This window comes from Spirillospora sp. CA-128828, from assembly GCF_050945415.1.
Classification (GTDB): domain Bacteria; phylum Actinomycetota; class Actinomycetes; order Streptosporangiales; family Streptosporangiaceae; genus Spirillospora.
The window spans coordinates 5,990,783-6,002,839 of sequence record NZ_CP191986.1; the positions used below are offsets into that span (position 1 = coordinate 5,990,783).

The window sequence follows — 12,057 nt, forward strand, 5'->3', positions numbered from 1 at the left end:
GCACCGTGCGGACTGGTGAGACCTGACAACCTGCCGTACCCTCCCCGGGTGAAGAGCTCCACCCGTACCGCGTCCTTGATCACCGGAGCCGTGGTGGTGCTGCTGGCACCGGTCGCGGCCCTCAAGGCGTGGAGCGCCCCGGCCGACCCGCGGATCTCCGTGGGCGCCCCGGCCCCCGCGACGCTGCTGCCCGGCGACGTCCGCGACGCGCCGGGACGGATGATCGCGAACGCGCTGTGGACGGGCCTCGTCTCCTACGACCCCGGGACCGGCGCGCCCGCGAACGCCACCGCCGAGTCGATCACCAGCCCGGACCGGCGGGTCTGGACGGTCCGGCTGCGCCCGGGCGCGACGTTCCAGGACGGATCGCCCGTCACGTCCCGCTCGTTCACCGGCGCCTGGACGGCCGTCGTGCGCGAAGGCTGGGCCGGGTCGCGGTTGTTCACCGAGGTCGCGCATGTCAAGGGCGCCCGTGAGGGCGAGGACGGGATGCCCGGCCTGAAGGTGAAGGACGACCGGACCTTCGAGGTGACGCTCGACCGCCCGCTGAACGGGTTTCCGGCCCTGCTCGGCGACCCGGCGTTCTTCCCGATGCCGCAGAACGTCCTGGCGTCGGGGGACTGGGCGTCCTACGGCCGCGCCCCCGTCGGCAACGGGCCGTTCCGGCTGAAGTCGCGGAGCCCGCGGGAGATCGTCCTGCAGCGCCGGTCGGGCGGCGGCCGTTCCGTGGTCGTCAGGGCGATGCCGGAGGCGAGGACGCAGTACACCGCCGCCGAGGCCGGTGACCTGGACGTCGCCACGCAGGTGCCGCCGGATCGGCACGGGTCGATGGACGCCGACTTCGGCGACCGGCACCGCGCCGTCCCCGGGCGCGACGTGACCTATCTGGCGTTCCCCGGCCGGGAGGAGCGGCTGTCGTCCCCGACCGTCCGGCAGGCGCTGTCCATGGCGATCGACCGGTCCGCAGTGACCGAGGGGGCGCTCGGCCACCAGTACTCCCCCGCCGACTCGCTCGTCGCGCCGGGCATCCGTCCCGGTCACCGCGAGGGGCAGTGCCGGCTGTGCGTCCACGACTCCAAGGCCGCGGCCGCCGCGCTCGCCGACGCGGGCGGGCTGAAGGGCCCGCTGAACCTCTGGTACGAGGCGGACCGCGGCGACGACGCCTGGGTGAAGGCCGTCGCCGGGCAGCTCCACAGGGAACTGAAGCTCGACGCGCGCCCCCGCCCCGTCGCGGACCTGCGCAAGGCACTGGACGAGCACGAGGTGGACGGCCCGTTCGTCGTCCACACGACGGCCGCCTACCCCGCACCGGTCGCCGCCCTCGCGCCACTGCTGGACGCCGGCACCGGCTTCGACGACGAATACACCACCGGCCTCGTCGCCGAGGCCGAACGCGCGGCCACACCGGACGAGGGCGTGATCCCCGCCCGTCTCGCGGAGAGCGCGATGCTCCGCGACATGCCCGCCATGCCGCTGTGGTCCGCGCACGAGCACTTCGTCTGGTCCGAGCGCGTCCGCGGCGTCGCCGCCGACGCCTTCACCGGCCTTCGCCTCGACCGCCTGGCCGTCAAGGACTGACCGGCTCCTTCGCCCGCATGAGCCCCAGAGCCGGAAGCGCCCCGAGGACGGCCAGCATCGCCGCGGTGACGAGCATCCCGCCCGGCCCGTACAGGCCGTAGGGGACGCCGAGAACGGCGACCCCCACAGCGATCCCCATCTGCTTGGCCGTGTTCGTGATGCCCGCGGCGACGCCCGCCCGTTCCGCGGGCGCCGCCGCCAGGGCGACCTGGCTGGACACGAGGTTCCCGATCGCCCCGAGCCCGCCGACGGCGAAACCCGGCACCATCGCGGGCCAGGACCCCGTCCGGTAGGTGGCGGCGAGCAGCAGCGTGGACGCGGCGGTCAGCAGCGGCCCGGTGGCCACCAGCGCGGCGGGCGGGAAGCGGTGCGCGATCCGTCCGAGAATCAGTGGCGCGGCCAAGGCCGGACCGCTGTAGGTGAGGAACCACAGGCCGGCCCGCACCGGTGCCGTGCCCATCGGCCCCTGCACGTAGAGGGAGAAGTAGGCGAGCGACCCCGACCCCGCCGCGTGGGAGAAGAGCGCCGCCGCCGCGTTGGCCGCGTACAGGCGGTTCCGCAGCAGCGACAGGTCGATCATCGGTTCGGGCACGCGCCGCCGTAGCAGCCCGGCGAGCGCGGCCCCGCCCGCCGCCACCGGGAGCAGGACGCCGGGCGCCGCCCAGCCCAGGCGCGGAACCTCGATCAGCGCCCACAGCAGCCCGCCGAGCCCCGCCGTCAGCAGGGCCGCAGCCGCCGGGTCGAGCGGGCGGGGGCGGGAATCGCGGGACTCCCGCACCGTCGCCACGGCGGCGGCGAACGCGGCCGCGCCGACCGGCACGTTCAGGAAGAAGATCGCCCGCCAGCCGAACACCCCGGTCAGCGCGCCGCTCACGATGGGACCTGTCGCGATGGCCGCCCCAGACGCGGCGGCGTAGACGCCGAGCGCCCGGTTACGTTCCCGCCCGGCCGGATAGGCCGCCGCCAGCAGCGGGGAAGCCGTCCCGTACAGGGCGGCCGCCGCGCAGCCCTGCGCGGCGCGGAACACGTCCAGCGCCGGGGCCGCGGGGGCGAGCCCGCAGGCGAGCGACGTGGCCGTGAACGCGGCGAGGCCGCCGAGCAGCATGCGGCGTCGTCCCAGCCGGTCGGCCAGCGCACCCGCGGTCAGCAGCATCCCGGCGAGCACGAGCGCGTAGGCGTCGACCGCCCACTGCACCTCGGCGAGCCCCGCGCCGAGATCGCGGCGCATGTCGGGCAGTGCGATGTTCACCCCGACCAGGTCGAGGACGAGCAGGTAGCCGGCGGCCGAGGCGACCGCGAGCGTCCATGCGGGCCGGTGTCCGGTGGGCATGTCGGCTCTCCCTGGTTAATATACGGTGTAGATATACGACGTATATTAACGGCTAGACTGCCGTCATGAACACCCCGGCCCAGCGCGGTCGCGGCACCCGCGGGCTCACCCGGGACGAGGTGCTGGACGCGACCCTCGACCTCGCCGAAGAGCGCGGCCTGGACGCGGTCAGCATGCGCGGGGTCGCCGAGCGGCTCGGCGTCACCCCGATGGCGCTCTACCGCTACGTCGGCGACAAGCAGGGGCTGCTGGACGGGCTGGTCGAGCGCCTCATCCGCGAACTGCCGGACGACGACCCCGATCTGCCCTGGCAGGACCGGCTCCGCGCGTTCGGCGCCGGGATCCGCGAGGTCGCGCGCCGCCATCCGGAGGTGTTCCTGCTGCTGTTCATGCGCCCGACCGTCACCGAGGAGGCGCGGCGGCCGCGCAACGCCGTCCAGGCCATGCTGCGCGCGGCCGGGGTGCCGGCAGAGATCGTCCCGCCGCTGCAGCGGCTCCTGGACACGGTCGGCATGGGACTCGCCGCGTCCGAGGCGAACGGACGCTTCACCGGCGGCCCCGAGGACGTCGACCGGATCTACGACCTGGCGGAGGACCTCTTCATCGCCGCTATCGAACGCTACGCGGACGGTTGAACTTTCGGTCGATGCTCCGAAATCCTTATGCTTCGGGAATGCAGCAGGACGAGCAATCCGGCCGGGTGACCCTGGCCCAGGTGGCGGATCAGGCCGGCGTCTCCATTTCGACGGTTTCGAAAGTCCTCAACGGACGCGAGGACGTGGCGCGCAAGACCCGGCTGCGGGTGGAGCGGCTCCTGGACCACCACGGCTACCGGCGAGGCTCCCGGGCCGCCACCGAGGCGCCGCTCATCGAGATCGTCCTGCACGAGATCGAATGCCTCTGGACGATGGAGCTGATCCGGGGCGCGGAGAGCGTCGCGAAGGCCAACGGCGCGAGCCTGGTGCTGACCGAGAGCGGCACCCGCCACTCCCCCGGCCCGGAGTGGATGAGCGGGGTGCTGCGGCGCCGCCCGCTCGGCGTCATCCTGCTGTTCTCCAGCCTGCCGCCGGAGTGCAAGAAGCGGCTGCTGTCCCGGTCGATCCCGTTCGTCATCATCGACCCGGCCGGCGACCCGGACCCGGGCGTCCCGTCGGTCGGCTCGGCCAACTGGTCCGGCGGGCTCGCGGCGACCCGGCACCTGATCGACCAGGGCCACCGGCGGGTCGCGATCATCACCGGGCCCGCGGACATGCTGTGCTCCGTCGCGCGCCTGGACGGGTTCCGGTCGGCGATGAGCATGGCGGGCCTGGACGTCGACTCGTCCTTCGTCACCTACGGCGACTTCCACGTCCGGGGCGGGTACGAGCGGGCGGCGGAGCTGCTCGACCGGCCCGACCGGCCGACCGCGATCTTCGCGGGCAGCGACCTGCAGGCGCTCGGGGTGCTGGAGGCCGCGCGGGTGCACGGGCTGCGGGTGCCGGACGACCTGTCGGTCGTCGGGTACGACGACGTCGCGGTCGCCCCCTGGGCCAGCCCCGCCCTCACCACCGTCCACCAGCCGCTCCGGCAGATGGCGGAGTCCGCCGCCCAGATCATCCTGGGCATCCGGGCTGGGGAGCCCGTCGCCACCCGCATGGAGCTGTCGACCAGCCTGGTCGTCCGCAAGAGCACCGCACCACCGCCCGCCGAAGGGTGACGGCCGGGCACGGTCACGCCGGTGCGACGGCCCGGCCCATGGCCGGAGAGATCATTCCGGCGCACATGCCGCGGCTCCTCAGGTTCGCGGCGATCTGCCGGCGGGTGCGGCGGCGCGGCCGGCGGTGGCGGTCAGGACGACCGCGGCACCGGCGCCGAGCATCAGGGCGAAGGCGAGGACGAACCCGCGGCGGGGTGCGGGCGGCGCGCTGCGGGGTCTCCCGCGCAGGGGAGCGTTTGCGACCATTCTCTGTTCCTCCAGCGGAACTCTGATCGTGGACGGGAGCGACCGTCCCTCTGCGAGACCTCATTCTGAAAACGAGCCCGAAAGGTGTCAATACGTCGAAACGGACTTTCGTGGCCTCGATCATCGATATCTCTGGGGATCGTCGCTTGAAGTGGTGAAATAGTCTCGAAACTTTTCGCTGCATCAAGGTCGCCTTGAAATCTCTAGACCAGTCGGTCTAGTCTCGTCGGCATGGCACCCCGGGGTGAGACGAGAGACCGCGTCCTGCGGACGGCGGCGGAGCTGTTCCAGCGGCAGGGCTACCACGGCACCGGGCTGAACCAGGTCCTCGCGGAGAGCGGGGCGCCGAAGGGCTCGCTGTACTTCCACTTCCCGGAGGGGAAGGAGCAGCTCGCGTCCGAGTCGGTGGCGCTGTCCGGCCGCTCGGTGGGCGAGGACCTCACCGAGGCCGTCCTCGCCGCGCCGGACGGACGGGCCGGGCTCGCGGCGCTGGGCGACCACTTCGCGCGGAGCCTGCTGGAGTCCGGCTTCAGCAAGGGCTGCCCGGTGGCGACGGTGGCGCTGGAGACGGCCGCCGAGAGCGAGACCATCAGGGCCGCCTGCGACGGCACCTACGCCGAGTGGCAGCGCGGCATCGCGATGGCCCTGCGCGGCTGGGGCGTGCCGGACGAGCGGGCCGATCCGCTGGCCGCGCTGGTCCTGTCGTCCCTGCAGGGCGCCATCATGCTCGCCCGCGTCCGGCAGGACGTGTCGGTCATCCACGAGGTCACCCGCCAGCTCGGCGACCTGCTCTAAGGAGTCCCCTTGCGCGTTCATCATCTCGACTGCGCTCCCATGCGGGAGATCGAACCGGCCGACGGGCCGGACGGCCCGTTGCGGCCGGCACGGGCCGCCGGCCATGTGCTCCTCGTGGAGACCGAAACGGCCGGGCTGCTGCTCGTGGACGCCGGGATCGGTCTTGGTGACATCGAACGGCCGTCCGAGCGGCTGCTGGACGACTGGGTGGAGATGGCGGGGCCCACGCTGGACCCGGCCGCGACCGCCGTCCGGCAGGTCGAGAGGCTCGGCTACGCGCCCGGCGACGTCCGGCACATCGTCCCGACGCACCTGCATCGCGACCACGCGGGCGGGCTGAGCGACTTCCCGGACGCGGCGGTGCACCTGTTCGAGGCGGAGCGGGCGGACGGCGGCAAGACCCCGGCGCAGCTCGCCCACGGCCCGAAGTGGATCGCCTACGAGGACGGGGAGGGCGAGACCTGGCACGGCTTCGACGGTGTGCGGGCCCTGGAGGGCGTGCCCGAGGACGTGCTGCTGGTCCCCCTCGGTGGGCACACGCCGGGCCATGCCGGTGTGGCCGTCCGGGACGGCGACCGGTGGCTCCTGCACGCGGGCGACGCGTACATGTACCACGGGGAGGTCGACCGCCCCGAGCCGGTCACGCACCCGCTGATGGAGCTCGTCCAGGCCGGCGGTGAAGTCGACCGGGAGTTGCGGCTCGCCAACGTGGCGCGGCTGCGGGAGCTGGCGCTCGGCGGCGAGGTCGAGGTGTTCAGCGCGCACGACCCCTGGGAGCTGGCCCGCTACCGCTGAGACAGGCGGTGCGCCAGAGCCGTGTGGCGGCGGCCCGCGCCGGCGGTGCGGACGGCGGCGGCGAGCGCGCGGCGTGACCCGACGAGGACGACGAGCTTCTTCGCGCGGGTGATCCCCGTGTAGAGGAGGTTGCGGCGCAGCATCATCCACGCGCCGGTGGTGAGCGGGACGACGACGGCCGGGTACTCGCTGCCCTGCGACCGGTGGATCGTGATCGCGTACGCGTGGGCGAGTTCGTCCAGCTCGTCGAAGGCGTAGTCGATACTCTCGTCCTCGTCGGTCAGCACGGTCAGCGACTGCTCTTCGAGGGAGACGGACATGACGACGCCGACGGTGCCGTTGAAGACGCCCGCCTCGCCCTTGTCGTAGTTGTTGCGGAGCTGGGTGACCTTGTCGCCGACGCGGAACACGCGCCCGCCGTAGCGGCGCTCGGGGCGGCCGTCCTCGTGCGGTGTCAGCGCCTCCTGAAGCAGCGAGTTGAGCGTGCCCGCCCCGGCCGTGCCCCGGTGCATGGGCGCGAGCACCTGGACGTCGCGGCGGGGGTCCAGGCCGAACTTGCGCGGGATGCGGTTGGCGACGACGTCGACGGTCGTCTCGGCGGCTTCTTCCTGTTCCTCGCACGGGAACAGGAAGAAGTCGGCATAGCCGCGCGTGTGGGGGTGGTCGCCGGCGTTGACGCGGTGCGCGTTGACGACGATGCCCGACTCCTGCGCCTGCCGGAAGATCTTCGTGAGCCGGACGCGCGGGATCACCTCGGCGCCGAGCAGGTCGGCCAGCACCTCGCCCGCGCCGACGGACGGGAGCTGGTCCACGTCCCCGACGAGCAGGAGGTGGGCGCCGCGCGGGATCGCCTTCACCAGCTTGTTGGCGAGGATCAGGTCGACCATGGAGCTCTCGTCCACGACGACCAGGTCGGCGTCGAGCGGGTTGTCCTGGTCGAACTTGGGGTCGCCGCCGGGCTGGAGCTGGAGGAGCCGGTGGACGGTCGCGGCCTCGTGGCCGGTGAGCTCGGCGAGGCGTTTGGCCGCGCGGCCGGTCGGCGCGACCAAGACGATCCTGGCCTTCTTGGCGGCGGCCAGCTCCACCACCGAGCGGACGGTGAAGCTCTTGCCGCAGCCCGGCCCGCCGGTCAGCACCGCGACCCTGGACGTGAGCGCGAGCTTGACGGCCTCCTCCTGCTCGGGCGCGAGGGCCTGGCCGGTCCGCTGCCTGAGCCACGGCAGCGCCCTGTCCCAGTCGACGTCGGCGAACGCCTTGAGCCGGTCGGTCTGGGCGTCCAGCAGGTCCAGCAGGCCGCGGGCGAGGGAGCGTTCGGCCCGGTGGAACGGGACGAGGTACACGGCCGGGATCGTCGCCGCGTCCTCCCCGTCCCCCGGGATCGGCTCGCGGACGACGCCCTCGTCACGGGCCAGCTCGTCCAGCGCCGGGACGATCAGCCCCCGCTCGACGCCGAGGATCTTCTCGGCGGCCGTGACGAGGTTCGGCTCGGGCAGGAAGCAGTGCCCGTCGTCGGCGGCCTCGGACAGCGTGTACTGGAGCCCGGCCTTGATCCGCTCGGGGCTGTCGTGCGGGATGCCGACGGCCTGCGCGATCGTGTCGGCCGTCTTGAAACCGATGCCCCACACGTCCGACGCCAGCTGGTACGGCGTCCTGCGGACGGTGTCGATCGACTTGTCGCCGTACCGCTTGTAGATGCGGACGGCGAGCGACGTGGACACGCCGACGCCCTGCAGGAAGACCATCACCTCCTTGATGGCCTTCTGCTCCTCCCACGCGTCGCCGATCCGCTTGGTGCGCTTGGGGCCGAGGCCGGGGACCTCGACGAGGCGCTCCGGCTCCTCCTCGATGATCCGCAGGATGTCGGTGCCGAAATGCCCGACCATCCGGTCGGCCGTCACCGGGCCGATCCCCTTGATCATGCCGGAGCCGAGGTAACGGCGGATGCCCTGGATCGTCGCCGGCAGGACGGTCGTGTACGAATCGACCTCGAACTGCCGCCCGTACTTCGGGTGCGAGCGCCACCGGCCGACCAGGCTCAGGCTCTCCCCCACCTGCGCGCCGAGCAGCGCCCCCACCACGGTGAGCAGGTCGCTTCCGGTCTTGGCGGTCGCCACCCGCGCGACCGTGTAACCGGTCTCCTCGTTGGCGTAGGTGATCCGTTCCAGGACCGCCTCAAGCTCCGCCGGACGCGGCGCGGCGTGCGGGGTCGGGGGGGTCGGCACGGTCACCATGATGGCCGATCCGCCCTGCGGGTTGGCCGGATCCGGCACACGTTCTGGATCTTCCGTTGATCGCGACGTACGTTCCGGGCGCACCCGTACGCACACCCGTACCGGGAGGTATCGCTGGTGTTCCGCTCCCGACTCCAGGCACTGGCGGCGCTGAGCGCCCCCGCCGTATCGATCGCCCTCACGCTGTCCGCGGCCCCGGCCGCGGCATCGTCCCCCGCCCCGTCCGGGAACGATCCAATCCCGGGCTTCACCAAGGAGAACTCCAGGTGGCAGCGGCAGTACGAGAAGCTGCTGCAGGAGATCCCGTCCGCGAAGACGGCCCGCGACCTGGACGCGGAACTGGCCAGTGAACCAGGGCTGACCACCACGACCGGTGACCGGCACCGGGTCCGGCGCATCGTCGAGCGTCTCACGTCGTACGGCCTGAAACCCGAGGTCAAGACGTACTACGCCTACCTGTCCCTGCCGAAGCGCGTGAAGGTCGAGATGACCGCGCCGGCACGGCGGACGCTGCCCGTCAAGGAGAAGAAGCGTCCCTGGCAGAAGCACTACGAGGACGTCATCCCGGGGCACAACGGCATGTCGCCGTCGGGGAACGTCCAGGGCGAGGTCGTCTACGCCAACTACGGGCGGCCTGAAGATTTCGAACTGCTCGCCAAGAACGGCGTCTCGGCCAAGGGGAAGATCGTCCTCGTCCGGTACGGGGCGGTGTTCCGCGGCATCAAGCCGCGCGAGGCCGCCAAGCGGGGCGCGAAGGGCGTGCTCATCTACTCCGACCCCGCCGACGACGGGTTCGCCAAGGGCCCGGTGTACCCGGACGGGCCGTGGCGCGCCGCGGACGGCATCCAGCGCGGCAGCATCGCGCAGATCCAGCTCGCGGCCGGAGACCCGCAGACGCCCGGCTGGCCGGCGGTGAAGGGCGCGCACCGGATCCCGCCGTCGCAGGCCCCGATGCTGAAGGGCCTCATCCCGACGACGCCGATCTCCTACGGCGCGGCCGAGCCGCTGCTGCGCGCGCTGAAGGGCGGCCAGGTGCCGAAGGAATGGCAGGGCGGCCTGCCGTTCACCTACCGGTTCGGCCCGGGCGGGACGAAGGTCCACCTGGATCTCGAGAACACCTTCCAGGTGCGTCCGCTGTGGGACGTCACCGTGCGCATCCCTGGAAGCGAGCACCCCGAGCAGGAGGTCATCCTCGGCGCACACCACGATGCCTGGGCCTATGGCAGCAGCGACAACCTGTCCGGTGCGGAGAACGTGATCCAGGTAGGGCGCGCCGTAGGAAAGCTCCTCAAGCAAGGGTGGCGACCAAAGAGAACCGTCGTCCTGGCCACATGGGACGGTGAGGAGTACGGCCTGTTCGGCTCGACCGAGTACGCCGAGCAGCGCGCGAAAGAGCTCCGCCACGCGGTCGCCTACGTGAACATGGACGGTGCCGGTGGCTCGGAGTTCGGCGCGACGGCGACGCCCGCGCTGGACCAGGCCGTCATTGACGTGTCCAAGGAAGTGCAGTGGCCCGGCACAGGCGGGACGCTGTACGAGGCGTGGAAGGCGCAGAACGACGGGAAGACCCCGATCGACCGCATCGGCGGCGGCTCGGACTTCCAGGCGTTCTTCCAGCGGTTCGGTGTGCCCGCGATGGACCTCGGTTCCGCGTCGCCGGGGACGTCCGGGAACTACCACTGCTCGTGCGACGACTTCTACTGGATGTCGCACTTCGGGGACCCGTCCTGGGAGTACCATGCGGCCATGTCGCGGCTGGTCGGCATCGCGACGCTGCGGCTCGCGAACGCCGACGTGGTCGCGATCGGCTACCGGCCCTACGCGGCGGAGACCGCCCAGTACCTCACGGACTTCACCGACGAGCAGCGTAAGCGGCTGGGGTCCGTCGTTGTGGACGTCTCACGCGACATCGAGCAGGCCAAGGCGTGGCAGCGTGCGGCAGGGGCGCTGCAAGCGCGCGCGGACGAGGCGCTCCGCAGGGGCGATACGGCAGCGTTCCACAGCCTCAACGACAAGATCATGCAAACCGAGCGGGATCTGCTCACGCAGGCGGGCCTCCCCGGCCGTCCCTGGTACCGGCATCAGATCTACGCTCCGGGGATCGACACCGGCTATGCCACGCAGCGGCTCCCCGCGCTGAACGACGCGCTTTTCGTCGACCACGACGTCCGCACCGCCAAGGCGTATGAGGCCAGGCTCTACGGCAGCCTCCGCGCCGCGACCCGCACCCTCGACCCCACCGTCTAGGCGTTCTCGGCCATCCGCCGAGCGGGCGTCGCGCCGGCTGAGACCTCCAGCACGCCCGTCTCGGTGACCAGCGCGTTCACGAGGCGGGCGGGCGTGACGTCGAACGCGGGATTGAACGCGCCCACGCGATCGGGGGCGGTCCTGGTTCCGCCCCAGGTCACGATCTCCTCGGCCGGGCGTTCCTCGATCGGGATGCCGTCGCCGTCCGGGATCGCGAGGTCGATCGTGCTCCACGGCGCGGCGACGACCATCGGGATCCCGGCGGCGTGGCAGGCCAGCGCCACGCCGACCGAACCGATCTTGTTGGCGGTGTCGCCGTTGGCGGCGATCCGGTCGGCCCCGATGACCGCCACGTCGGCGAGGCCGCGCAGGATCGTGCTCGGCGCCGCCCCGTCCGCCTGGACGACGCACGGGATGCCGGCCTGGTCGAGTTCCCACGCGGTGAGCCGCGCGCCCTGCAGGAGCGGGCGCGTCTCGTCGGCGTAGACGATCTCGACGCGCCCCCTTTCGTGCAGTTCCCGGACGACGCCGAGCGCCGTCCCCCACCCGGCCGTGGCGAGAGCACCGGCGTTGCAGTGCGTCAGGACGCGGAGAGGCCGGTCGCCCGATCGCCGCAGGATCCAGTCGGCGCCGTGGGCGCCGATGGCGCGGTTGCCGCGTACGTCCTCGTCCAGGAGCGCCTGGGCCTCGGCCGCGACCGCGTCGGCGCCCTTCGCGGCGAACGGCAGCACCCGGTCGACGCCGGCGGCGAGGTTCACCGCCGTCGGGCGGGCCTCCCGGACGCGGGCGATCGCGGCGGCGCGCTCCGCATCGTCCCACCCCTCGCGGGCGGCCTGGCGGACGGCGATGGCGACGCCGAACGCGCCCGCCACGCCCAGCGCGGGAGCTCCCCGGACCACCAGGCGCCGGATCGCGTCCACGAGCGTGTCGACGTCCCGGACGACGATGTACTCCACCCGGCCGGGCAGCAGGGTCTGGTCCAGCAGCCGCAGCCCGTCGCCCGTCCACTCGACGGTCCGCGCGTCGTTCGTCATACCGCCCATCATGCCCAAATTGCCGCGAAGCCCGACGCCATCGGGCTTTCCGCTTCACCCGACTCCGCTGCGTGACCTGCGACAACTTGACAGATGTCGAACTCA

10 protein-coding genes are annotated in these 12,057 nt (G+C 72.4%); 6 read left to right on the forward strand and 4 right to left on the reverse strand.

Features of this window, described 5'->3' with window-relative positions:
* The first annotated feature begins 48 nt into the window (after positions 1–48).
* Positions 49–1,578: a peptide ABC transporter substrate-binding protein gene (locus ACQPXG_RS29120; RefSeq protein WP_433462312.1), complete on the forward strand. Its 1,530-nt coding sequence runs from the start codon at positions 49–51 to the stop codon at positions 1,576–1,578.
* Here ACQPXG_RS29120 and ACQPXG_RS29125 read toward each other — a convergent pair.
* Entirely contained in the window at positions 1,568–2,908 is a 1,341-nt protein-coding gene (locus ACQPXG_RS29125) for an MFS transporter (protein WP_433462313.1), read from the reverse strand. The two genes, ACQPXG_RS29120 and ACQPXG_RS29125, sit on opposite strands and share 11 nt — an antisense overlap.
* 65 nt (positions 2,909–2,973) lie before the next feature.
* Between ACQPXG_RS29125 and ACQPXG_RS29130 the strand changes: the two genes are divergently transcribed.
* Together ACQPXG_RS29130 and ACQPXG_RS29135 are read left to right on the forward strand one after the other, a co-directional pair.
* Complete coding sequence (locus ACQPXG_RS29130) at positions 2,974–3,543, forward strand: TetR/AcrR family transcriptional regulator (RefSeq protein WP_433462314.1); 570 nt, start codon at positions 2,974–2,976, stop codon at positions 3,541–3,543.
* Positions 3,544–3,581: 38 nt separating this feature from the next.
* Positions 3,582–4,604, forward strand: a complete 1,023-nt coding sequence (locus ACQPXG_RS29135) for a LacI family DNA-binding transcriptional regulator (RefSeq protein WP_433462315.1) — start codon at positions 3,582–3,584, stop codon at positions 4,602–4,604.
* A gap of 78 nt (positions 4,605–4,682) precedes the next feature.
* Here the strand turns inward: ACQPXG_RS29135 and ACQPXG_RS29140 are convergent, their stop codons facing one another.
* Entirely contained in the window at positions 4,683–4,850 is a 168-nt protein-coding gene (locus ACQPXG_RS29140) for a hypothetical protein (protein WP_433462316.1), read from the reverse strand.
* A gap of 231 nt (positions 4,851–5,081) precedes the next feature.
* Here ACQPXG_RS29140 and ACQPXG_RS29145 point away from each other — a divergent pair, with 231 nt between their 5' ends.
* Positions 5,082–5,645, forward strand: coding sequence for a TetR/AcrR family transcriptional regulator (locus ACQPXG_RS29145; protein ID WP_433462317.1), 564 nt, complete (start codon positions 5,082–5,084; stop codon positions 5,643–5,645).
* Positions 5,646–5,654: 9 nt separating this feature from the next.
* Positions 5,655–6,440, forward strand: a complete 786-nt coding sequence (locus ACQPXG_RS29150) for an MBL fold metallo-hydrolase (protein WP_433462318.1) — start codon at positions 5,655–5,657, stop codon at positions 6,438–6,440.
* Here ACQPXG_RS29150 and recD2 read toward each other — a convergent pair.
* Positions 6,431–8,662 (reverse strand): SF1B family DNA helicase RecD2, encoded by a 2,232-nt coding sequence (gene recD2 / locus ACQPXG_RS29155; protein ID WP_433462319.1) that lies wholly within the window; start codon positions 8,660–8,662, stop codon positions 6,431–6,433. The genes ACQPXG_RS29150 and recD2 overlap by 10 nt on opposite strands.
* A 126-nt stretch (positions 8,663–8,788) precedes the next feature.
* On the opposite strand from recD2, the gene ACQPXG_RS29160 reads away from it, so the two are divergent.
* Positions 8,789–10,918 carry a M28 family peptidase gene (locus ACQPXG_RS29160; protein WP_433462320.1) on the forward strand — a complete coding sequence of 710 codons (2,130 nt, stop codon included), beginning with the start codon at positions 8,789–8,791 and terminating at the stop codon, positions 10,916–10,918.
* On the opposite strand, the gene mtnA is transcribed toward ACQPXG_RS29160, so the two are convergent.
* A complete protein-coding gene (gene mtnA / locus ACQPXG_RS29165) occupies positions 10,915–11,952 on the reverse strand; it encodes an S-methyl-5-thioribose-1-phosphate isomerase (protein ID WP_433462321.1) in 1,038 nt (345 codons plus the stop codon). The two genes, ACQPXG_RS29160 and mtnA, sit on opposite strands and share 4 nt — an antisense overlap.
* Positions 11,953–12,057: the final 105 nt, after the last annotated feature.

What these genes read in the sequence shown, in the direction of transcription:
- ACQPXG_RS29125 (WP_433462313.1), bottom strand. Translation starts at nt 2,908, where the DNA reads ATGCCCACCGGACACCGGCCCGCATGGACGCTCGCGGTCGCCTCGGCC.
- ACQPXG_RS29130 (WP_433462314.1), top strand. Translation starts at nt 2,974, where the DNA reads ATGAACACCCCGGCCCAGCGCGGTCGCGGCACCCGCGGGCTCACCCGG.
- ACQPXG_RS29135 (WP_433462315.1), top strand. Translation starts at nt 3,582, where the DNA reads ATGCAGCAGGACGAGCAATCCGGCCGGGTGACCCTGGCCCAGGTGGCG.
- ACQPXG_RS29140 (WP_433462316.1), bottom strand. Translation starts at nt 4,850, where the DNA reads ATGGTCGCAAACGCTCCCCTGCGCGGGAGACCCCGCAGCGCGCCGCCC.
- ACQPXG_RS29145 (WP_433462317.1), top strand. Translation starts at nt 5,082, where the DNA reads ATGGCACCCCGGGGTGAGACGAGAGACCGCGTCCTGCGGACGGCGGCG.
- mtnA (WP_433462321.1), bottom strand. Translation starts at nt 11,952, where the DNA reads ATGACGAACGACGCGCGGACCGTCGAGTGGACGGGCGACGGGCTGCGG.